The 21,256-nt window shown below is 66.3% G+C and carries 18 protein-coding genes; 12 read left to right on the top strand and 6 right to left on the bottom strand.

Annotation, left to right across the window (positions count from 1 at the left end; all coding sequences use genetic code 11):
* The first annotated feature begins 54 nt into the window (after positions 1-54).
* On the top strand, positions 55-657 hold the full coding sequence (locus tag GSQ76_RS32615) for an RloB family protein (RefSeq protein ID WP_158744080.1): 603 nt from the start codon (positions 55-57) through the stop codon (positions 655-657).
* Between the two features lie 228 nt (positions 658-885).
* Here the strand turns inward: GSQ76_RS32615 and GSQ76_RS11640 are convergent, their stop codons facing one another.
* Positions 886-1,758, bottom strand: coding sequence for a LysR family transcriptional regulator (locus GSQ76_RS11640; protein WP_158744079.1), 873 nt, complete (start codon positions 1,756-1,758; stop codon positions 886-888).
* Between the two features lie 100 nt (positions 1,759-1,858).
* On the opposite strand from GSQ76_RS11640, the gene GSQ76_RS11635 reads away from it, so the two are divergent.
* Both GSQ76_RS11635 and GSQ76_RS11630 read left to right on the top strand, forming a co-directional pair.
* The gene (locus GSQ76_RS11635) at positions 1,859-5,395 is read left to right on the top strand and encodes an ABC transporter ATP-binding protein (RefSeq protein WP_158744078.1); all 3,537 of its coding nucleotides are present in this window, start codon (positions 1,859-1,861) and stop codon (positions 5,393-5,395) included.
* Positions 5,395-6,123 carry an SDR family NAD(P)-dependent oxidoreductase gene (locus GSQ76_RS11630; RefSeq protein ID WP_158744077.1) on the top strand — a complete coding sequence of 243 codons (729 nt, stop codon included), beginning with the start codon at positions 5,395-5,397 and terminating at the stop codon, positions 6,121-6,123. The genes GSQ76_RS11635 and GSQ76_RS11630 overlap by 1 nt, the downstream gene beginning before the upstream one ends.
* Positions 6,124-6,126: 3 nt before the next feature.
* On the opposite strand, the gene GSQ76_RS11625 is transcribed toward GSQ76_RS11630, so the two are convergent.
* The 3 genes from GSQ76_RS11625 to GSQ76_RS11615 all read right to left on the bottom strand — a co-directional run bounded on the left by GSQ76_RS11625 (position 6,127) and on the right by GSQ76_RS11615 (position 9,519).
* The gene (locus GSQ76_RS11625; RefSeq protein ID WP_158744076.1) at positions 6,127-7,767 is read right to left on the bottom strand and encodes an NAD(P)/FAD-dependent oxidoreductase; all 1,641 of its coding nucleotides are present in this window, start codon (positions 7,765-7,767) and stop codon (positions 6,127-6,129) included.
* 70 nt (positions 7,768-7,837) lie between these two features.
* On the bottom strand, positions 7,838-8,803 hold the full coding sequence (locus tag GSQ76_RS11620) for an alpha/beta hydrolase (RefSeq protein WP_216851008.1): 966 nt from the start codon (positions 8,801-8,803) through the stop codon (positions 7,838-7,840).
* A gap of 53 nt (positions 8,804-8,856) precedes the next feature.
* On the bottom strand, positions 8,857-9,519 hold the full coding sequence (locus tag GSQ76_RS11615; protein ID WP_158744075.1) for a GntR family transcriptional regulator: 663 nt from the start codon (positions 9,517-9,519) through the stop codon (positions 8,857-8,859).
* A gap of 45 nt (positions 9,520-9,564) precedes the next feature.
* Here GSQ76_RS11615 and GSQ76_RS11610 point away from each other — a divergent pair, with 45 nt between their 5' ends.
* From GSQ76_RS11610 to GSQ76_RS11595, 4 genes are read left to right on the top strand one after another with little or no spacing between them, the layout of a single operon-like run.
* Complete coding sequence (locus GSQ76_RS11610) at positions 9,565-10,419, top strand: amidohydrolase (RefSeq protein ID WP_158744074.1); 855 nt, start codon at positions 9,565-9,567, stop codon at positions 10,417-10,419.
* A 47-nt stretch (positions 10,420-10,466) separates the two neighbouring features.
* Positions 10,467-11,729 (top strand): MFS transporter, encoded by a 1,263-nt coding sequence (locus GSQ76_RS11605; RefSeq protein ID WP_158744073.1) that lies wholly within the window; start codon positions 10,467-10,469, stop codon positions 11,727-11,729.
* 6 nt (positions 11,730-11,735) lie between these two features.
* Positions 11,736-12,662 (top strand): amidohydrolase, encoded by a 927-nt coding sequence (locus GSQ76_RS11600; RefSeq protein ID WP_158744072.1) that lies wholly within the window; start codon positions 11,736-11,738, stop codon positions 12,660-12,662.
* Between the two features lie 14 nt (positions 12,663-12,676).
* Positions 12,677-13,744: an isocitrate/isopropylmalate dehydrogenase family protein gene (locus GSQ76_RS11595; protein WP_158744071.1), complete on the top strand. Its 1,068-nt coding sequence runs from the start codon at positions 12,677-12,679 to the stop codon at positions 13,742-13,744.
* Here GSQ76_RS11595 and GSQ76_RS11590 read toward each other — a convergent pair.
* Both GSQ76_RS11590 and GSQ76_RS11585 read right to left on the bottom strand, forming a co-directional pair.
* Complete coding sequence (locus GSQ76_RS11590; protein ID WP_158744070.1) at positions 13,741-14,520, bottom strand: MBL fold metallo-hydrolase; 780 nt, start codon at positions 14,518-14,520, stop codon at positions 13,741-13,743. The genes GSQ76_RS11595 and GSQ76_RS11590 overlap by 4 nt on opposite strands.
* Before the next feature lie 62 nt (positions 14,521-14,582).
* Entirely contained in the window at positions 14,583-15,443 is an 861-nt protein-coding gene (locus GSQ76_RS11585; RefSeq protein WP_158744069.1) for a LysR substrate-binding domain-containing protein, read from the bottom strand.
* Between the two features lie 192 nt (positions 15,444-15,635).
* On the opposite strand from GSQ76_RS11585, the gene GSQ76_RS11580 reads away from it, so the two are divergent.
* The 5 genes from GSQ76_RS11580 to GSQ76_RS11560 all read left to right on the top strand — a co-directional run.
* A complete protein-coding gene (locus tag GSQ76_RS11580) occupies positions 15,636-16,967 on the top strand; it encodes an MFS transporter (RefSeq protein WP_216851007.1) in 1,332 nt (443 codons plus the stop codon).
* An 18-nt stretch (positions 16,968-16,985) separates the two neighbouring features.
* Positions 16,986-18,050 carry a CapA family protein gene (locus GSQ76_RS11575; RefSeq protein ID WP_158744068.1) on the top strand — a complete coding sequence of 355 codons (1,065 nt, stop codon included), beginning with the start codon at positions 16,986-16,988 and terminating at the stop codon, positions 18,048-18,050.
* A gap of 42 nt (positions 18,051-18,092) precedes the next feature.
* Positions 18,093-18,920, top strand: coding sequence for an alpha/beta hydrolase (locus GSQ76_RS11570; protein WP_158744067.1), 828 nt, complete (start codon positions 18,093-18,095; stop codon positions 18,918-18,920).
* A complete protein-coding gene (locus GSQ76_RS11565; RefSeq protein ID WP_158744066.1) occupies positions 18,917-19,792 on the top strand; it encodes an alpha/beta fold hydrolase in 876 nt (291 codons plus the stop codon). Before GSQ76_RS11570 ends, GSQ76_RS11565 begins: the two co-directional genes overlap by 4 nt.
* Positions 19,789-21,256, top strand: a 1,468-nt coding sequence (locus GSQ76_RS11560) for an ABC transporter substrate-binding protein (RefSeq protein WP_158744065.1), incomplete at its 3' end; no start/stop codon positions are given. The genes GSQ76_RS11565 and GSQ76_RS11560, both read left to right, overlap by 4 nt.

The raw sequence follows: 21,256 nt of genomic DNA, 5'->3' as shown, positions 1-21,256 counted from the left end.
ATTAAGCCCTAACCTCAAGAAAGTACATAACACCCTCTAGTTCGAAGAAATCCGGTGCGGGAAAGCCGCGACCGCGCGCTCGTTGTATGTGAGGGTGGAAAAACAGAGCCACAGTATCTCACTGATCTAGTATCCTCGCTAGGGCTGGGCAGTGCTGACGTAAGGATTTGTGGCGAGGAGTGCGGGTCGGACCCAAAGAGCATATATAACTTCGCTATCGATATGTTCTCGAAAGACGGTGATTATGACGTCGTGTTTTGTGTCTTCGACAGGGATAAGCACTCGACCTTTGATTGGGCAAGAACTCAAATATTGAAAACAGAACTACCGAATCAAAAAAAAATCTATTGTATATATTCGATACCTTGTTTTGAATATTGGATTATGCTGCATTTTGTTCACACTGACTCGCCGATAACTGAAGCGGGGGGCAAAAGCGCAGGGCAGATAGCAGTGTCTAATGCAAAGCGGTATATTCCAAAGTATAGAAAGGCTGCAGTAGGAGTCTTCCAGGCCACGAAGGACAGGTTGCCTCAGGCGATTAAAAGTTCAAAAATAATACTGCAGGCATCAATCCAGTCTGGTTCAGAAAACCCGACGACGCGGATGCATGAACTGGTAGAGTTTCTAATTTCCATGGCGAAAGTTCAAGTTTGATTGAAGCCTGAGGTATCTTTGATACCTCACCTACAGCGTGCAGCACTCCAAATTAATTCATGTTCCGACACACCATGGCCACCCCCGGTGTGAATTTCTATGCGCCGCTGGAAGCAATCATACTGCCCGCCGCATGGAATGGTGCAGCGGCGACCAAATTCTGCACGGTTATGACATTAATAGAAGCCTATGAGCACGCCCTCGTCGGTGGACCATATGGCCACCCCGCTATGCCACCTCCGCCAACAAAAACTCCACCAACCGCTCCACCATCGGATGCTGCCGCCCCGGTGCCCTTCGCAGCACGAAACACCACGACGCCGCCCGGGACATCCCCGGGAACAGCCGCACGAGCCGCCCACTCGTCAGTTCCGGCTCGATCAGCGGCAATCGCCCCAGCGCCAACCCGGCGCCCCCCACCGCGGCGCCGACCACCTGGGTGAAGCTGCTGTAGGTCACGATTTTGGAGGGGAAATCGGCGGGGAGGCCGAATTCGGTGGCCCAGTTGCGCCAGTCGATCTCGGGGCTGTTGTCGTGGTGCTCCTGCAACAGGCGGCAGAGGCAGACGCGGGTGGAGGCGAACTCGTAGAGCGCCGGGCTGCAGACGGGGAAGACTTCCTCGCGCAGCAGCATCACGTCGCCGGGGCGGCGGGCGTCCAGCTTCACGTGGACGATGGCCAGGTCGATGGCGTGGTGTTGGAAGTCGGGCTGGTCGTGGGTGATGGCGTTGATCGGGACGTCCGGGTGCCGGGCGGAGAACTCGGCCAGGCGGCGGGCGAGCCACATGGCGGAGAAGGGGGCGTTGGCGCAGACGGTCAGCGGCGCGGGTTGGCCGCGGATGTCGGCGCAGGCGGCTTGCAGGGCGGCCAACGCCGGCACCGTGGCGTCCAGCAGGCGTTGGCCGGCGGCGGTGAGGGTGACGCCGCCCGCGCCGGTGCTGCGGTCCAGCAGGCGGGCGCCCAGGCTCGCCTCCAGGCCGCGGATCTGGTGGCTGATTGCGCTGGTGGACACGTTCAGCGCCGCGGCGGCGCGGGCGAAGCCGCCCAGGCGGGAGGCGGCTTCGAAGGCGCGCAGGGCGGGGAGGGGCGGGAGGTCGGCCATCTCGGTATCCTAGTTTGCTCAACACCCGATGAGAAAGCATCTTTTGCGCCACCCGGCGGCGTGGGCGAAACTTCGGGCTAGAGATCGAGGGTGGGCAGGGATGTATTTTGACCGGCGGCTGTGGGCGTTGATGGCGGGGTTGCGGGGCCGGGTGGTGGGGGCGGCCGGCTTGGGGCTGCTGGCGATGGGGTTCGGCATCCTGCGCTTCATCTTCCTGGCCCGGTTGCTGGCGCTGGCGTTTGCCGGTGCGCCGGCGGCCTCCATCCTGTTGGCGGGGGTGGCGACCGGGGCCTGCGTGGTGGCGCGCGCCTGGTTGGATCATCGGCGCACCGCGTTGGCGCAGGGCAATGCCGGGCGGGTGCAGCGCGTGCTGCGGGCGCGGTTGTTCGACCGCATCGCCGAGCTCGGCCCGGCGTGGTTCGGGACCGAGCGGACGGGCGGCGTCATGCTGGCGGTGATCGACGGGGTCGAGCAGATGCAGACCTTCTTCGGCGCGTATCTGCCGCAATTGATCATCGCCGCCTGCGCGCCGTTGGTGATTTTTGCCATCTTCGCCTGGTGGGACGTGCCGACCGCTGCCGTGCTGCTGGTGGCGGCGCTGGCAACGCTGGCGCTGCCGATGGCGATCCACCGGGCGGACCGGAAGGCCGCGATCGCTCGCTCCGCCGCGTTCAAGGCGTTCGGGGAGGAGTTCCTGGACGCGCTGCAGGGCCTGCCGACGCTGAAGGCGTTCGGGCAGAGTGCGGCGTTTGCCGAGCGGCTGGCGCAGCGGGCGCGTCGCCTGTCCGGCGATACGTTCTGGGTGCTGGCGCTGGGGCTGCTGACGCGGTTCTTCACCGACCTCGGCACCGGGTTGGGCGCGGCGGCGGCGATCGCACTGGGTGCCTGGCGGGTGCAGCACGGCGAGATGTCGATGGAGGCGCTGCTGATCATCCTGATGGCGGGGACGGAGATTTTTCGTCCGCTGCGGGATCTGCGGTCGGTGCTGCACCAGGGCATGGTCGGCCAATCCGCCGCGAACGGCATCTTCGCCCTGCTGGACGCGCGCAGCGATGCGCCAGCCGCGGGTGGCCCGGCGGTGGCGGATCTGCAGCCGGAGATCGTGTTCGAGGATGTCGGCTTCGGCTACCCGGGGCGGCGCGGCGATGCGCATGCCGGGCTGAGCTTCACGGTGGCGGCGGGGGAGACGGTGGGCGTGGTCGGGCCCAGCGGGGCGGGCAAGTCCACCATCCTGCGCCTGCTGCTGCGCCAGCACGACGTGCAGGCCGGGGCGGTGCGGATTGGCGGGCGGGATGTGCGCACGCTGGATCCGGAGCAGTTGCGCGGCATGATCGCCATCGTGGCGCAGGACACCACGCTGTTCGATGGCACGGTGGCGGATAATCTGCGCCTGGGGCGGCCGGATGCGGATGATGCGGCGATGATGGAGGCGGCCCGCGCCGCCAATGCGCATGGCTTCATCACGGCGCTGCCGAATGGCTACGACACGCGGATAGGCGAGCGGGGCGCCAGCCTGTCCGGCGGCCAGCGGCAGCGGATCGCGATTGCCCGGGCGCTGTTGCGGGACGCCCCGATCCTGGTGCTGGACGAGGCGCTGTCCTCCGTGGATGCCGAGAACGAGGCCGTCATCCAGCAGGCGTTGGACCGGCTGACCAAGGGGCGCACGACGATCATCCTGGCGCACCGCCTGTCGAGCGTGATCGGTGCCGACCGCATTCTGGTGCTGGATGGCGGGCGCGTAGCGGAGTCCGGCACGCATTCCGAACTGATCGCCCGACCCGGCGCGTATCGCCGGTTGATGGGGCCGCAACTCGGCGGCACGGGGCAGCGCCCGGCGGTGATGCAGCGGGTTCAGGCAGCGGCGAGTGCGGCCGGCCCGGACATCCGCCCGCTGACGGAGGATGCGGCGCAGATCGGCTGGGGCGACACGCTGCGCAGCCTGTTGCGGTTCATTCGCCCGTGGCGTGGCAAGCTGGCGCTGACGGTGCTGTGCGGCATCGGCCGGGTCAGCGGGTTCATCGCCGTGAGCGCGCTGGGGGCGTTGGTGATCGCCGGGGTGTCGGCGGGGCGGTCGGTGTTCTGGCTGGTGGTGGCGCTGCTGCTGGTAGCGCCGTTGGCGGCGGCGTTGCATTGGCTGGAATCGTGGCTGGCGCACGACATGGCGTATCGCCTGCTGGCGGAGATGCGGGTCGAGTTGTTTGCCAAGTTGGACCGGTTGGCGCCCGCATATCTGCTGCGTCGGCGTTCGGGCGACCTGGTGGCGCTGGCGACGCAGGATGTGGAGACGGTGGAGTATTTCTACGCCCACACCGTCGCGCCCGCTTTCGTCGCGGTGCTGATCCCGCTGGCGGTGCTGGTGCTGCTGGCGGGGATCGCCTGGCCGCTGGCGGTGGTGCTGCTGCCGTTCTTGGCCTGGGCCGGGCTGGCGCCGATCTTCGCGCGGACGAAGATCGATATCTTGGCCGGGAAGGCTCGGGGTGCGCTGGGGCAGATCGGCGCGCATTTGACGGAGACGATCCAGGGGCTGGCCGAACTCGCGGCGTTCCAGGCGGTCGGGCGGCGACGGGCGGTGTTCCTGGACGACATCGCGGCGTATCAGCAGAACCGGGCGGCGCTGTTGCACGATCTGTCGTGGCAGACGGCGAGTTTCGAGATCGCCACCGGGCTGGGCGGGTTGTTGGTGGCGTTGCTGGGGGCGCTGCTGTCCGCCCATGGCTGGTTCGCGCATGAGTGGCTGCCGCTGGCGGTGTTGATCTCGGTCGCGGCGTTCATGCCGGTGTCGGAGATCGGGCAGGCCGGGCGGCAATTGGCCGACACCATCGCCTCGACCCGGCGGCTGCACGTGGTGGAGGCCGAGCCGGAGCCGATCCTGGATGGCGACCAGCCCATGCCGGCGGCGCCGGAGGTGCGGTTCGAGGGCGTGCGGTTCGCGTATCCCGGGCGGAGCGTCGCGGCGCTGGATTCGGTGTCGTTCCACATTCGGCCGGGCAGCACCGTCGCCCTGGTCGGGGCGTCCGGGGCGGGAAAGTCGACCGTCGCCAATCTGCTGCTGCGGTTCTGGGATCCGTCGTCGGGCACCATCACGCTGGGCGGTGTGGATCTGCGGCGCTTGCGGTTGGACGATCTGCGCCGACATATCGCGCTGGTGGCGCAGGACACGTATCTCTTCAATGACACGCTGGAGGCGAATATTCGATTGGCCGGGCGCGACGTGACGGATGCGGACGTGCATCGCGCGCTGGACCAGGCCGCGTTGGGGGATTTCGTGTCCCGCCTGCCGGAGGGATTGGCGACGCGGGTGGGGGAGCGTGGCGTGCAATTGTCGGGCGGGCAGCGGCAACGTGTGGCGATCGCCCGGGCGTTCCTGAAGGACGCGCCGATCCTGATCCTGGACGAGGCGACGTCGCATCTGGACACCGTCAGCGAGCAGCAGATCCGCACTGCGCTGGACACGCTGATGGCGGATCGCACGTCGTTCATCATCGCGCACCGGCTGTCCACAATCCAGAACGCGGATGCGATCCTGGTGATGGAGGCAGGCCGGGTGATCGAGGCCGGTACGCATGCGGAGTTGCTGGCAGCGCGCGGCGCATACGCCCAGTTCGTCGCCCACCAGACCAGCGCCGCCGCGGCCTGATGCGGAGCATACCGCCGGGTGGCTGCGCCGTCGTGATCGGTGCGTCCGGCGGGATCGGGGCCGCGCTGGTGGCGGGTTTGCTGGAGGATGAGGGGTTCGGAACGGTGGTGGCGCTGGCCCGCCGGTTCACCGCTAGTGCGGACGGGCGGCTGCATCGTGGGCCGATCGACGTGACCGACGAGGCGAGCATCGCCCAGGCGGCGGAGGCGCTGCCACGTCCGGTGCGGTTGGTCATCGTCGCCACTGGGGCGCTGCATGGCGGTGGGCTGCAGCCAGAGAAGACCTATCGCGCCCTGGATGCGGCGGCACTGATGGAAAGTTACCGCGTCAATACGGTTGGCCCGGCGCTGGTGGCAAAGCACTTGCTGCCCCGGCTGGCGCCAGCTGGGCGTTGCGTGTTCGCGGCGCTGTCCGCCCGGGTCGGCAGCATCGGCGACAATCGCGCTGGCGGGTGGCACAGCTATCGCGCGTCGAAGGCTGGACTGAACATGATCCTGCGCAACCTGGCGATCGAGGTCGTGCGCCGCACGCCCGACACGCTTTGCGTTGGGCTGCATCCCGGAACGGTCGATACCGGGCTGAGTCAGCCGTTCCAGCGCAATGTGGCGCCGGGCAAGCTGTTCAGCCCGGCGCATTCGGCCGCTCGTCTATTGCAGGTGTTGGACGGGTTGGTCCCAGGCGACAATGGGAATGTGCTCGCCTGGGACGGAGCTACGATTCCGCCGTAACCGCTATTCCGCGGCCACGCGGGATGAGGCGGTGGCGGCATCGATCTCGAACCCGCGATAGCCCTCGGCCGCGATCGCATCGCAGGTTTCGCGGTACACGCCGACGCCGCCGATATAGGGCATGAAGACGCGGGGTTTGCCGGGCACGTTGGCGCCCATGTACCAGGAATTGGCCTGTGGGTACAATGTGCGGTGCGCCACCTCGTAGCCATGCGCGACCCATTCCTCCTGCGCCGCCTCGCTCGGTTCTATCGTGGTGGCGCCGCGCTGGCCCATCCATGCCAGGCAGTTGCTGATCCAGTCCACATGTTGCTCGATCGAGACGATCATGTTGCTGAGAACGGAGGGGCTGCCCGGCCCGGTGATGGTGAACATGTTGGGAAAGCCTGCGACCATCAGCCCGAGGTAGCTGCGCGGGCCGTCCTGCCAGGCCGTATCCAGCGCCACGCCGTGGCTGCCGCGCGGGTTGATGGCCAGCAGCGCGCCCGTCATCGCATCGAACCCGGTGGCGAACACGATGGCGTCGACCGCGTAATCCTGCGAGGCCGTGCGGATGCCGGTAGGGGTGATCGCCTCGATCGGGGCAGTGCGCAAATTCACCAGGTGGACGGTGGGCCGGTTGAACGCCTCGTAATAGCCGGTGTCCATACAGATGCGCTTGGTGCCGATCGGGTGATCGTCTGGCAGGAGTTGCTGTGCCACCGCCGGGTCGCGCACGGTGGCGCGGATCTGCTCGCGCACGAAGTCGGCGGCAGTGTCGTTGGCCTGTTCGTTGAAGATGAGGTCGGTATAGGCGGCCATGATGCCGATGCCGCCGGTCGTCCAGCGCCCTTCGTAGACGCCGCGCCGGTCGTCCGCCGTTACCTCCAGCGCGCCGGTGGTGCCGAATTGGTAGATGATGCCGGAGCGGAGGGTGCGCGCGTATTGGCGGCGGGCGCCGTAGTCGGCTTTCCAGGACGACTCGTATTCCGGCGTCATGTCGGTGTTACGCGCCGGCACGCTGAAGTTTGGCGTGCGCTGGAACACGTAGAGGTCGGCCGCCTGCTCCGCGATGACCGGGATGGACTGGATTGCGGACGACCCGGTGCCGATGACCGCAACCCGTTTGCCGGTGAAATCCACGCCTTCGTGCGGCCATTGCCCGGTGTGGTAGATCGGGCCGGCGAACTGCTCCACGCCAGCGATGTCCGGCATCTTGCCGGCGGACAGGCATCCCGTCGCCATGATGCAGAACCGGGCCGACACGGCGTCGCCTTTGTCGGTGCGCACGTGCCACAGCACCGCCGCCTCGTCGTATTCGGCGCTGGTGACGCGGGTGTCGAACCGGATGTCGCGCCGCAGGTCGAACCGGTCGGCGACATGCCCGGCATAGCGCAGGATTTCGGGCTGGGCGGCGTACCGCTCGCTCCAATGCCAATCCTGCTGCAAGGTGTCGGAGAAGGAATACGAGTATTGCATGCTTTCGACGTCGCAGCGCGCGCCGGGGTAGCGGTTCCAATACCAGGTGCCGCCGACGTCGGACGCGGCCTCGACCACCAGGGCCGATAGGCCAAGCCCGTGCAGGCGGTGCAGCATGTACAACCCGGCAAACCCGGCGCCTACCACAACGACGTCATAGTCCGGCTTGGCTGTTTGGCGCGTCATCGGCCCGCTTCCCTTTTTCGTTGCGGCAAGCTTGCCTGCAACTGCGCCTATCGTGTCAAGCCGCGCCTGGTCACGAGGCCGGGCGCCAGGCATCCCGCAGGCAGAACGCGGCCCATTGCAGGGCACCATCCCCGGCCGCGATCACGCCGTTCATCGTCAGCATTCCGTGCACCTGGTCGCTGAGGTGCATCGATGCCACGCGAACACCGTCCGCTACCAAGCGCTTTGCATAGGCCTGGCCTTCGTCGCAGAGCGGGTCCATCCCGACCGTCAGCACGATCGCGGGGGGCGTTCCAGCTAGGGTTGCGGCGCGTGCGGGGGCGGCGCGCCAATCGCCCCGTGAATGCATGGCCGGCACGTATTGGTCGATGAACCAGCGCATCGAGGCCGACGTCAGCGGAACGTCCTGGGTGAAGCGCTTATACGACTCCGTTTCCATCGCCAGATCGGTCACGGGGTACAGCAGCAATTGGGCCGCCAGGGCAGGGGCGGTGCCATCGCGCGCCATCAGGGCCGTTACGGCGGCGAGATTGCCGCCAGCGCTATCGCCGCCCACTGCCAGCCTCGCCGGGTCGACGCCCAAATCCGCGGCATTGGCGACGACATATCGAAGCGCTGCGGCGGCATCGTCGATCGCGGCTGGAAACGGATGCTCGGGCGCCAGGCGGTATTGCACCGAGACCACCCGACAGCCGCCATAGTTCGCCAGGCGGCGGCAAATGCCCTCGTGACTGTCCAGATCGCCGAACACCCAGCCACCGCCGTGGAAATACACCAGCGCGGGCAGCCGATCGCCATCCGTTCCTGCGCCGCGGTAGAGCCGCACCGGGATCGGACCGCCGGGGCCGGGAATGGATAACTTGCGACACTCCGCCACGTCTTGCCAGGGCAATTGCAGCAGCGCCCGGCCGGCGGCGTAGGCCTGCCGTGCCGCCTCTGGTGTCATCTCGCTATACGGCGGGCGGTTGGCGGCGCGGATCATCTCCATCAGTCGCATCGCGTCCGGATGCATGGCCAGCCCATCGGTCATCGTCATTCGTCCTCCCGCATTCGCCACCATTGAGAGCCTGCTCGCGCGGGGCTTGCAAGCTATGGCTTGTGCGCCAGTGCCGACACACGGTGGCGCTGGGCCGATCGTAAGTGGACGCGCATGGCTTCCTCCGCGCCCGCGGTATCGCGCCGCAAAATCGCCGCCAGTACATCGCGGTGTTCGGCATAGGATTGCGCGGCCCGTGCCGGGTCGCCCAGCATGGTGGGCAGGAGCGTCATGGTGTCCGACAGGGCGGACAGGCTGCGCAGGAGGAACCGGTTATGGGCGGACACGTGGATCAGCCGGTGCAGGCTGTGGTTTACCGCGGATCGCGCGGCTGCATCCTGGCAGTCCAACTCGGCCGCCACCAATTCGCCCATGGCCTCGATCTCGGCATCGCCGGCATGGTGGGCGGCCAGTCCGGCGGCTTTGCCCTCCAGCGTTTCGCGCATCACGTATAGCTCGACGATGGTTTGGTGGTCCGGCCGGGTCACCGTCAGGCCACGGCGCGGCTCGTGGCCCACGAGGCCGTCCGTCTCCAGCCTGTGCAGTGCCTCGCGCGTGGGGGTGCGGGACATGCCCAGCCAGACGGACAGCTCAGCCTCCGTCAACCGGGTGCCACTGGGGAAGGTGGCGTCGCGGATAGCCGCTTTCAGCCGGTCGTAGGCCTCCAGCCCGAGATCGCGCGGCGGGGCGGAGGGTGCTCTAGACTTCCGTGCCATGATGTATACCGTGGTACCCCAAGAAGCCGGGGAGGAATAGGCGGCGTGACCATTTGCGACTCACACATCCACGTCGTGGGCGACCCTGGAACTCGCCCGCAGGTGGCCGACCGCACCTACACCGCCGGTGAAGCCAAGCTGGAGACGCTGCTGCGCGTGGCTAATCCGCAGGGCGTCGGGCGGTTCGTGGTGGTGCAGCCGAGCTTCTATGGCACCGATAATTCCGTCACGTTGGAGGCGATTGCGGCGCTGGGCGCCAATGGCCGCGGCGTGGCCGTCATCGACCCGGCGCGCGTCACGCCAGCCGAACTGGCGGCGCTGGCGGCAGGTGGCATCACTGGGCTGCGCATCAACCTGTACAGCACGCTGGCCGAACAACGCGGTGGCTCGATGCAGGAGAGTTTTGGCGCCATGGCTGCGGTGGCGCAGCGCTATGGCTGGCATGTCGAGGTGATCGCCACCGCGGCGAAGCTGCAGGAGGCCGCCGGGCTGTTCGCGCAATCGCCGGTGCCGGTCGTGATCGACCATTACGGCGTGCATGGCGGCGTAACGCCGGCTAGCGATACTGGGCAGGCGTTGCTGAGCCTACTGCGGCTGCCGCATATCTGGATGAAGCTGTCTGCCCCGTATCGCTGCAGCGATGACCCGCTGGCCACGAAGCCCGATCCGGATTGGGTGGCGGCGATCCTGGACGCTGGCTCCGCGCGCTGCGTCTGGGGCAGCGACTGGCCGCATACTGCGCCGCATGGCCGCCAAACCGGCGCCGGCGTGCCACTGCCATACCGCTCGCTCGACTATGCGACCGTGTTGGACGATGCGCGATCCGCGCTGCCGGCGTCCCTGGCGGACGGCATTCTGCGCCACAACCCGGCGCGGCTCTACGGCTTCGCCACCCCATAACGCCCGCGAACCTACAAGCGAGCGATCCACCGAGGAAACACCACTCCATGGACAGCGTGCAACAGAGCGCACTGCGCAAGACGGCCTGGCGACTCGTTCCGCTGCTGACGATCGCCTACATCTTCAACTACCTGGACCGCACCTGCATCGGCTTCGCGGCGCTGACCATGAACCGCGACATCGGCCTGTCGAATGCTCAGTTCGGCATCGGCGCCGGTGTGTTTTTCATCGGCTACTGCGTGTTCGAAATCCCCAGCAATCTGGCCATGTATCGCTTCGGTGCACGGCGCTGGCTGGCGCGGATCATGATCAGCTGGGGCCTGGTTTCCGCGTTGACCGCGTTCGTGGTGGGGCCAAACAGTTTTTACGGCGTGCGAATGCTGCTGGGCGTAGCGGAAGCCGGGTTCTTTCCGGGCGTCACCTACTTCCTGGCGGCGTGGTTCCCCGCGCAATATCGCACCCGCATGCTCGCCTGGTTTCTGCTGGGCATCCCTGCCTCCTCGCTCATCGGCAGCCCGGTTTGTGGCCTGCTGCTGCAAATGGACGGCATATTCGGCTTGCAGGGCTGGAAGTGGTTGTTCCTGGTGGTGAGCCTGCCCTGCGTCGTGTTGGGTATCGTGATCCTGTTCATGCTCGCCGATCGGCCGCAGGCAGCCTCGTGGCTGACCCAGCCGGAGCGGGATGCGATGGACGAGATGCTGCGCAGCGAAGTGCGGGAGCGGCCAAAATCCTCCCTGCTGGCAGCGATTGCCGACCCGCGCGTGCTGATTCTGGCGGCGGTCCAATTCGGCTTCACCCTCGGTTCCTACGGCATCGGCATCTGGCTGCCGCTGATCGTGAAGGAGCACCAGCTTTCCAACCTGACGATCGGGTTCGTCACTGCCGTGCCATATTTGTTCGCCTCGCTGGGCATGATGGCCTGGGCGTACCATGTCGATCGCACGGGCAAGAAGATCTTCCACCTCACCATCACCTGCCTGCTTGGCGCCGTCGGGCTCGGCGCTTCCGTGATGTCGGGCGAGTTGCTGCCGGCGCTGATCGGGCTCACGCTGGCGCTGATCGGGGTGACGGCGGCGCGGGCGGTGTTCTGGACCATTCCGACGCGCTTCCTCACGGGGGTTGCTGCGGCTGGTGGGTTGGCGTTCATCAACATGATCGGCACGTTCGGCGGCTTCGTCGGGCCGGCGATGATGGGGGAGTTGCGGGACCTCACCGGCTCGTTCGAGAGCGGGCTGCTGGGCATGGGCGCCATCATGGTGGCCGCGACGCTTCTGTCCGCCTCGCTCAAACTGCTTGTGGCACAGGAGTAGACGTAGATGCTGACCCGCCGCACGCTTGTCGCCGCCGGCGTGGCCGTGGCCACGACCCGGTTGCACGCCGCGCCGTTGCCCGACATGCCACCGGGCGCCTGCGACTGCCACGTTCATATCATTGGCCCGCAGGACCGCTACCCGATGGTGGCGGACCGCGCGTATACGCCGGGGCAAAGCACGGTGGGCGAGTTGCTGGCGCTTCGCAAGCGGCTTGGCCTGTCACGTACGGTGCTGGTCCAGCCGTCCTTCTACGGCACCGATAACGGCTCGCTGCTGGATGCGCTGGGGCAACTGGGCGATACAGCGCGCGGGATTGCCGTTCTGGAACCCAACGTCACCGACGACGTGCTGAAGCGGCTGGACAAGGCCGGCATCCGGGGCGTGCGGCTGAACATCGAAACTGGGGGCGGTCGCGACCCGCGGGATATTACGCGGCCGCTGGGCGCCTTCGCCAAGCAGATCGCGCCGCTGGGCTGGCACATCCAGATCTACGCCGCGCTTTCCGTCATTGCGCGCGTGGCGCCAGACGTGGCGAACCTGGCGGTGCCCGTGGTGTTCGACCATTTCGGCATGCCCGATGCGGCGTTGGGGCCAGACCAGCCGGGCTTCCCGGTGTTGCTGGACCTGGTGCGTAGCGGCAAGGCCTATGTGAAGCTGTCGGCGCCGTATCGTATTTCGAAGCAGCCCGGGTATGCCGACGTGACGCCGATCGCGCGGGCCCTGATCGCGGCCGGGCCGGAGCGGATGGTGTGGGCCAGCGACTGGCCGCATACCGACCACGCGCCGGGCAAGGGGCCGGCCGAGATCTCGCCGTTCCGCGCCGTGGATGATTCTGGCGTACTGGATTTGTTGGCGACCTGGTGCCCCGACCCGGCGGCGCGCCGCACCATCCTGGCGACCACGCCGCAGCGTTTGTATCGCTTCTCCTGAGTAAGGAAATACCTATGGATCTTCTCGTTCTTCCTGGCGATGGCATTGGCCCGGACATCAGCGCGGCGACGGTGGAGGTCGTGACGGCGGCCATGGCGCGCGCCGGGTGTGGCACGGTGAATTTCAGCTATGCCGATATCGGCTTCGTGTCGTTGAAGGCGCATGGCACGACCTTTACCGACGAGGTGTTCGCTGCTTCGCGCGATGCGGATGGCGTGATCTTGGGCCCGGTTTCGCACAACGACTATCCGCCGTCGGACAAGGGCGGCCTGAACCCGTCCGGCCAGTTGCGCCGGCGGCTGGATTTGTATGCCAACATCCGCCCCGCCCGCATTCGCCCCGGCTTCACGCCACGTTGCGGCATTCCGTTCGACCTGGTGGTGGTGCGCGAGAATACCGAGGGCTTCTACGCCGACCGCACCATGTTCGTCGGCACGGGGGAGGTGATGCCGACGCCGGACCTGGCCATGGCGTTTCGCAAGGTTACGCGGCAGGGATCGCTGCGCATCGCCGAAAGCGCGTTCAAGCTCGCTTTGCAGCGCCGCCGCAAGGTTACTGCCGTGCACAAGGCGAACGTGCTGCGTGTGTCCGACGGGTTGTTCCTGGAATGCGTGCGCCAGGTTTCAGCGCAGTATCCGACCGTGGAGTACGAGGAGAAGCTAATCGACGCGATGGCTGCCCTGCTGATCCGCGATGCCAGCGTGTTCGACGTGATCGTCACGACCAACATGTTCGGCGACATCCTGTCGGACGAGGCATCCGAACTGTCCGGCAGCCTCGGCCTGGCCGCGTCGCTGAATGCCGGGGCGGAGCATGGCGTGGCGCAGGCGCAGCACGGGTCTGCCCCGGATATCGCGGGCAAGGATCTGGCCAACCCCGCCTCCCTCATCGGGTCGGCCGCGATGCTGCTGGCATGGCTCGGTGAACGCCGCAGCGACCCTACGCTGGAACGTGCTGCCGCGTTGATCGAGGCCGCGCTGGACCGGGTGATCGCCGTGCCGGAGCATCGCACGCGCGATTTGGGCGGCAAGCTGGGCACCAAGGCGTTCACCGCCAAGGTGATCGAGGCGCTAGCGGCCTAGCCGCCGGGTGGCCCGGCCAGGTCGAACTCGGTCCGGTCGGTCAAAGTCTCGCCCATGATGGCGATGATGGCGGCATCCGCCCGGCCGAGCCGGGTCGGAACGCCATCTTGCAACACCATCGGTTGGTCGTGGCCCGGCACCAGGAGGGAGCCGGGGCGGCGGCGCCAGAAGCCCCAAATACGCTCGATACTGGCGGCGGTGATGGCCGCGTCGAACGTCATATCGGCGGCGCGGAGCAGCAACTCGGCGCGGTATTTGGCGGCGTCCTGCACCAGCAGCAGATCGCCATGGGTTTCGTCGTCGCGGCCCGGCACCAGGAACATCAGATGACCCGGCGTGTGGCCCGGCACCAGATATGCGGTGATGCCCGGCAGCACCTCGGCACCATCGCCGACGGTCGATAGTTTGGGGTGCAGGGCAAGTTCGCGAACGTAGAATTCCGGCACGATCGGGTCGCCCATGGGCAGGCCGAGCGCCCAGCCCAGTTCGGTTTGCCCGACGGTGATGCGGGCGTTGGGGAATAGCGTCCAGTTGATCATGTGGTCGTAGTGCAGATGGGTCAGCAGCAGGTCGGTGACGTCACCGGGCTGCACGTCCAGGTGCTGCAACGCCTCCACGATGATGCGGCGCATGCTGAAGCCGCCGGTGTCGACGATAGCGACGCGGCCGTGGCCACGCAGGAGGGCCACGGTGCTCCAGCCCAGGCCGCCATGCCGGCGGGTCTTGCCGGGATAGCCTTGCACCAGAATATCCAGTCGATAGCCGCCGAAGTGCATGCGTGAGTTTCCTTCCAAATCGCTGCCGCGGGTCATGGTTAGGACGTCCCTTTAGGTCCCGATCAGCCGAGTATCCATTTTCGGAACGCCACGGTCTCCGGCCGTTCGTCGACGGTTCGGCTGACCAGGTGATACGATTCGTCGGTCCGCACGACAAGCGGGTGCATCGCCACCAGCCGGCCCGATTGCAGATCGTCCTCGACCATCACGGTGTGCCCCATCGCGATCCCCAACCCATCCATTGCCGCCTGGTAGGCCAGGGACGAATTGCCGAAGGTGAGGCTTTCCCGCATATGCATCGACGGCACCCCGGCGGCGGCCAGCCAATCGTGCCAGTCGTTCGGCCGTTTCAAGGAATGCAGCAGGCTGCCGTCCAGCATGGCCGCCGGGTCGGTGATGGGCGTTTGCCCAGGGCCGGCGACGGGGATCAGCTCGATCGGGAACAGCGCTTCGTAGCGCAGGCCGGGCTTGTTTTCGGCGGGGATTTGGATGGTGAAATCTACATCCTCGGTCGCCATGTCGACGAGTTTGAACGTCGTCGTCACCTGGACGTCGATGTCGGGCCGGGTCAGGTGAAACCGGGCCAGCCGTCCCATCAGCCACTTCACCGCCACGGTCGGGAACAGGCGGATGCGCACCGGATGCCGTGTCCGGTGTTCCAGGCGCTGCCGGGTCGCGGCCTCGATCGTGTCGAACGCGCCGTGGATCGCCCGGGCGTAATCCTGCCCCGCCTCGGTCAACATCGGCTCCCGCCCATCACGGCGGAACAGCGCCTGGCCTAGGAACGCTTCCAACTGCCCGATGTGACGGCTGATGGCGCCCTGCGAGACGTGCAGCGCGCGCGCCGCCTCGGTGAAGGTTCGGGTGCGGGTGGCGACTTCGAATGCCCGGAGTGAGTTTAATGGCGGCAGGTGGCGGTCCACGCAGCGTCTCCCATCGGATTATTGTTGCCGCCATCCTATCAGGAAAACTCATGGGATGGATGAGGAGATTGGCATTACGGCCGATGCCAGCCGGGTCTATCGTGCCTTCGAGCCATGGCGCCGAACGATCATGACCCAGGAGAGACAATGTTCAGACCGGTGAACGCCGCGGCAAGGCTCGATCGGCTCCCCATGAGTGCCTTTCATTGGCGCATCCTGACGCTTGTCGGCGCGGGGATGTTCTTTGACGGGTTCGACAACCAGATGGCGTCGAGCGTGCTCGGCAAGCTGGTGCAGGAGGGTTGGTCGGATATGCAGACCAACGCGCACTTCATCTCCGTCACGTTCGCGGGGCTGGCGGTGGGTGCGCTGAGCACGGGGATCATCGGCGACAAGTATGGGCGCCGGTTCGCCTATCAGTTCAACCTGGCCATTTTCGGCACCATGTGCCTGGCCTCCATGCTGGCGCCATCGATGACGGTGCTGACGATCCTCCGCTTCTTCATGGGGATCGGCATCGGTGCGGAATATGTCGTCGGCTACGGCATGGTGTGTGAGTTCGTGCCGCCGCAGAAGCGTGGTTGGGCCTTGGGACTGATCAGCGTCGTGTCGATGTCCAGCACCTTCGGGGTCAATCTCGTCGCCCTACTGGTAATCCCCGCCTTTGGCTGGCGACCGATGTACCTGGTCGGCGGCATCGGTGCGCTGTGGGTTTGGTTTCTGCGCCGTAAGATGCCGGAATCGCCACGTTGGCTCGAATCTCGCGGCCGGTATGAAGAGGCCGAAGCCATCATGACCGAGATCGAGGCGGAAGTGGCGTCCGTGCAGCCGCTACCGCCGGTGCCGCCCGGTGCGGGCACGGGCGTTACACAAACGGTGCCGATCTCGGTCCTGTTCACCCGCCCGGTGATTGGCCGCACGCTGCTGGCGATGGCGGTGTGCATCACCTGCCTCATGGGGTCGTACAGCTTTTCCTACTGGGTGCCGACGTTCTTCATCAAATCAGGGATGAGCGTCACGAAGTCGCTGTCGTACGCCACGTTCCAGGCGTTTGGCAGTTCGCTCGGCCCGGTCGTCGGCATGTTGCTGTCGGACCGGATCGGGCGGCGGCGCGGCATTCTATGGACCACTTTGGCGTGTGGCGTGTTCGGGTTGCTGTATTCGCAATTCCCGACCGCAAATGGCGCGCTGGTGTTCGGCTTTCTGTTGCAGGGCGGCATGAGCCTGATGATCGGCTTCGGCCTGGCCGCCTACACACCGGAATTGTTCCCGACGGAATATCGCTTCCGTGGCGCCGGCGTCGCTCAGATGGTCGGCCGGCTTTCCGTCATCGTCTCGCCGTATATCGTCGTGTCGTTGTTCGACAATTACGGGTTGCCGGCGGTGCTGTATGCGATCTCCGGCCTGTACCTCGCCATGGCCGTCGGCATCATGGTGTTCGGTATCGAGACCAACCAACGCTCCCTAGAGGCGCTGGCGCCCGATGGCGAGACGACTGCCACCCCCGAAACCCTTCCCGCGTAACGCAGCAAGCGAGGCATCATGAACCAGACCCTCCTCATCCTGGGCGACACCAACATCCAGAACCGGGCTGATCCGGACAGTGCGTTCACGCATGTGCAGGACACGCTGTCGGCGGCAGACCTGGTGTTCGGCCATCTGGAAGGCCCGTTGGCGGAGCCGTCGACCGACGAAGCCCGGCCCGACATTCCGCACAAGGCCGGCTGGCGCCATTCCGGCGCCCGGATCGCGCCGGCGCTGAAGAAGGCGGGCTACCTCGGGGTCAGTTGTGCCAGCAACGTGTCGCATCCCGCACGGGCGGCGGTGGCCAGCGTGAAGGCGCTGGATACGGTCGGCATCAAGCATTGCGGCGTCGGTGACACGTTGGCAGAGGCGCGCCGTCCGGTCATCCTGGAGCGGAACGGGCTGCGCATCGGCTTCCTCAGCTATACCTCGGTGTTCTGGCCCAGCGACCATGCGGCCGGCCCGATGTCGCCGGGTTGCGCCACGATCAAGGCCAACGCGGCCTACCAAGCCAATCACCGTGCGCTGGAAATGCCCGGCGCCGAGCCGATTACCCGCACCTCTTGCGACCAAAAGGAATTGGAGGCGATGCGGGACGATGTGCGCAAGCTGCGCCCGCAGGTGGATCTGATCATCCTATCGTGCCACTGGGGCGTGTCGGCCAAGGATGAGCCGGTCGAATACCAGAAGGAAATTGCCCACGCCGCGATCGATGCCGGCGCCGACATGGTGTTCGGTCACCATCCGCACGTGGTCCAGGGTGCGGAGATCTACCGCGGCAAGCCGGTGTTCTACAGCCTGGGCAATTTCGTGTTCGATTGGGTGGTGATGAAGAATCGCCATTTGGATGGCATCGCCTTGCGCTGCACGATTGCCGGCAAAGCGATCAGCACGATCGAATTGCTGCCAGCACGGCGCGGTGCGGATAACGACATCCGCTTCGAGGCTGTGGATGGCGTCGCCGGACAGGAGATCATGCAGCGTTTCCTGACACTCAGTGCGAAATTGGGGGATAGCCTTCATTTGACCGATGGCGCAACATTGGTGCTAACGAATGCGGCGCCAAGTGTTCGTGCCGCCTAGGCACGACGAGACGACGCCAGACGGACGTATGGAAGCGGTGCAATGACAGACTTGCTGGCTCTCATTGCCCGCGCCGGGCGGTCCACGATCCCCTATGTCGACCCCGCTTTCCCGGACCGGCCGCTCCTGCTGCACGCAGCGCGGCCGGAGGGTTGGACCCCGGCGATGCCGATCGTGTTCTCGCACCATGGGCGCAGCCGAAATGGCGCGGATTATCGGGATTACTTCCTGCCGTTGGTGGATGCGCTGGGCCTGCTGGTGATCGCGCCGACTTTCTCGGACGAGTCGTTTCCAGGCCAGGCGCTGTATAACGCGGGCAATCTGCAGGATGCCGATGGGCGGCCCAATCCGGCGGAGGCCTGCACCTACGCAATCATGCCCCGCCTATTCGCCGCGTTGCAGCAGCAGGGTGTTACGACTGCGCCGCGATACGGCCTGTTCGGCCATTCCGCCGGAGCGCAGTTCGTGCATCGGCAAGTCACCTTCGGCTATGCGCAAGACGTAGCGATCGCGGTCAGCGCCAATGCCGGCACCTACACCATGCCGGACCGGGAGATCGCGTTTCCGTATGGTCTGAGCGGCACCGATGCGGCGCTGGAACCGTTATTGTCGTTTCCCCTGGTGATCATGGCGGGAACGGCCGACAGCAATCCCGACGAGCAATTCGTGCCCCGTGATCCCGGATCGCTGCGGCAGGGTGCACATCGCTACGAACGGGCGCACCGGTACATGGTGGAGGGCCGCCATGCGGCGGAGCGGCTGGGCATGGCGTGCGCCTGGTCGATCATCGATGTGCCCGGCGTGGCCCATGACGGCAAGCGCATGGCCGAGGCTGCCGCACCGGTATTGGGCCAGGCCCTGCACCGATGACCGCGACGACCAACGGCAAGGCCGTGGCCCGCGCTGGCGAGGCCCGGCGCTTCACGGTGACAACGCCGGATGGGCTGCAACTCTCCGCCCAATCCTGGGGCAATCCTGCCGGGCCAGCCATCCTGTTCATCCACGGGTTTGGCCAATGCCATCTGAGCTGGCTGCCGCAAATGCGAAGCCGTTTGGCGCAGGATTTTCACCTCATCACCTACGATCTGCGCGGCCATGGCGAGTCCGACAAGCCGCTCGCCGCGGAGCGTTATAGCGCCAATCGGGTTTGGGCGGACGACGTGGTCGCGGTGCTGGATGCCGCGGGTGCCGAGCGCGCCGTGCTGGTGGGCTGGTCGTTCGGCGGACGCGCCGCCATGGATGCGTTGCAGGCCTATGGTGAAGGCCGTTTCGCCGGGCTCAACCTCGTCGGCTCGAAGGTTCTGGCGGTGACGGACCCGCAGGCGGCAGCCAGCCTGCCGCTGCGCCCCCTGATGGGCTCGGACGATCTGTCGGTCAGCATTCCTGCGGTGCGGCAATTTTTGCGCCTGTGCTTTGCCACGATGCCGGATGACGACACGCTGCAGGAAATCCTGGCGTTCAACATGCTGGTGCCGCCTGCGGTGCGGCGCGTGCTGCATGGGCGCCCGTTCCAGCCCGGGGCGTTCTTGCGTGGGCTGCGGCTGCCGACACTGGTCACGATCGGCGATCGTGATGCGCTGACGCCGATGGATCATGCGCGGGAGGTCGTCTCGCTTATCCCCGGCGCGCAATTGTCGGTCTATGACGGGGTGGGTCACTCACCGTTCTACGAGGCCGCGGATCGCTTCAACGGCGAACTGCACGATTTCACCACACGGGCCTTTGCGGAGCATCGAGCATGAAGCGGCGCGTCTTCCTAGGGGCGGCGGGCGCGATCCTGGCCGCGCCGCATATCAGCGCCGCGCAGAAGCAGAAGATCGTCCGCTTCGTTCCCAACGCCGATCTGGCGATCACCGATCCGATCGTCACCACGTCCTTGACCACACGGTTACACGCCTATCTGGTGTTCGACACGTTGTTCGGGCTCGACAACCAGTATCACGCGCAGCCGCAGATGCTGGATGGGTATCTGGCCGAAGACGGCGGCCGCCGCTGGACGCTGAAACTGCGGGCGGGGTTGCGCTTCCACGACGACACGCCCGTGCTGGCGCGTGACGCGGTGGCCAGCCTGCGCCGCTGGGCCCGGCGTGACTCGTATGGGCTGACGCTATGGGACGCCGTGGACGATGTGTCGGCGCCTGACGATCGCACCATCCTGTTCCGGATGAAGCGCCCGTTCGCCGCCCTGGCGGAGGCGTTGGGCAAGACCGGCCCCAATATGGCGGCGATCATGCCGGAGCGTTTGGCCAACGCCGATCCGTTCATCCCGCTGAAGGAAGTGGTCGGCAGCGGCCCATTCCGCTTTGTGCCGGGCGAGCGCGTGCCGGGCTCGCTGGTGGTGTACGAGCGGTTCGCCGGCTACGTGCCACGATCGTCGGGGGAGATCGGCTTTTCGTCTGGGCCGAAGGTGCCGAAGCTCGACCGGGTGGAGTGGCGGATCATCCCGGATGCGACCACGGCGGCGAATGCGCTGGACCGGGGCGAGGTCGATTGGGTGGAGACGCCGACGCCGGATCTGATGCAGGTTTTGGCGCGCAACCACGACATCGTCATCCAGGTCGCGGACCAGGTTGGCATCATCCCGCTGCTGCGCTTCAACTGCCTGCAACCGCCATTCGACCGGGCGGAAGTGCGGCGGGTGGTGCTGCACGCCGTTTGCCAGGCCGACGTGCTGGCCGCCTATACCAGTGACCCCAGCCTGATCCGCGGCGATGTCGGCATCTTCCCGCAGGGCACGCCGATGGCGAACCGGGCTGGCATGGACGGGCTGTTCGGCCCCACGGACCTGGCCAAGGTGAAGGCCGAGTTGAAGGCGTCGGGTTACGCCGGGCAACCGGTGGCGCTGATGGGGGCGTCCGATAACCCGGTGACTGCATCGTCCAGCCTGGTCATCGGGGATCTGCTGCAGCGCATCGGCTTCAACGTCGATTTCCAGACCGTCGACAACGCGACCCTGGTGCAACGGCGTTCCAGCAAACAGCCTGTAGACAAGGGCGGCTGGAGCCTGTTCATCGTCGGATACGCCGCAGCGGACATGAGCCCGGCGGAGTCCTTCCCCATCCGTGGCAACGGCGCCGGCGCCTGGTTCGGCTGGCCAACCAGCCCGGGGCTGGAGGCGCTGCGGACCGACTGGATCGACGCGCCGGACGATGCGGCCAAACGCGCGACCGAGCAGCGGATTCAGCTGCAAGCCTGGCAGGATGTGC

The organism is Acidisphaera sp. L21 (genome assembly GCF_009765685.1).
Lineage (GTDB): Bacteria > Pseudomonadota > Alphaproteobacteria > Acetobacterales > Acetobacteraceae > LMUY01.
Note: the sequence above shows the minus strand (reverse complement) of the source record. Positions and strands in the feature narration are given on the sequence as shown.

Excerpts from the sequence above, each read along its gene's own strand:
- GSQ76_RS11640 (WP_158744079.1), bottom strand. The coding sequence starts at position 1,758 with ATGGCCGACCTCCCGCCCCTCCCCGCCCTGCGCGCCTTCGAAGCCGCC.
- GSQ76_RS11635 (WP_158744078.1), top strand. The coding sequence starts at position 1,859 with ATGTATTTTGACCGGCGGCTGTGGGCGTTGATGGCGGGGTTGCGGGGC.
- GSQ76_RS11630 (WP_158744077.1), top strand. The coding sequence starts at position 5,395 with ATGCGGAGCATACCGCCGGGTGGCTGCGCCGTCGTGATCGGTGCGTCC.
- GSQ76_RS11625 (WP_158744076.1), bottom strand. The coding sequence starts at position 7,767 with ATGACGCGCCAAACAGCCAAGCCGGACTATGACGTCGTTGTGGTAGGC.
- GSQ76_RS11620 (WP_216851008.1), bottom strand. The coding sequence starts at position 8,803 with ATGACGATGACCGATGGGCTGGCCATGCATCCGGACGCGATGCGACTG.
- GSQ76_RS11615 (WP_158744075.1), bottom strand. The coding sequence starts at position 9,519 with ATGGCACGGAAGTCTAGAGCACCCTCCGCCCCGCCGCGCGATCTCGGG.
- GSQ76_RS11605 (WP_158744073.1), top strand. The coding sequence starts at position 10,467 with ATGGACAGCGTGCAACAGAGCGCACTGCGCAAGACGGCCTGGCGACTC.
- GSQ76_RS11600 (WP_158744072.1), top strand. The coding sequence starts at position 11,736 with ATGCTGACCCGCCGCACGCTTGTCGCCGCCGGCGTGGCCGTGGCCACG.
- GSQ76_RS11595 (WP_158744071.1), top strand. The coding sequence starts at position 12,677 with ATGGATCTTCTCGTTCTTCCTGGCGATGGCATTGGCCCGGACATCAGC.
- GSQ76_RS11590 (WP_158744070.1), bottom strand. The coding sequence starts at position 14,520 with ATGCACTTCGGCGGCTATCGACTGGATATTCTGGTGCAAGGCTATCCC.
- GSQ76_RS11580 (WP_216851007.1), top strand. The coding sequence starts at position 15,636 with ATGAGTGCCTTTCATTGGCGCATCCTGACGCTTGTCGGCGCGGGGATG.
- GSQ76_RS11575 (WP_158744068.1), top strand. The coding sequence starts at position 16,986 with ATGAACCAGACCCTCCTCATCCTGGGCGACACCAACATCCAGAACCGG.
- GSQ76_RS11570 (WP_158744067.1), top strand. The coding sequence starts at position 18,093 with ATGACAGACTTGCTGGCTCTCATTGCCCGCGCCGGGCGGTCCACGATC.
- GSQ76_RS11565 (WP_158744066.1), top strand. The coding sequence starts at position 18,917 with ATGACCGCGACGACCAACGGCAAGGCCGTGGCCCGCGCTGGCGAGGCC.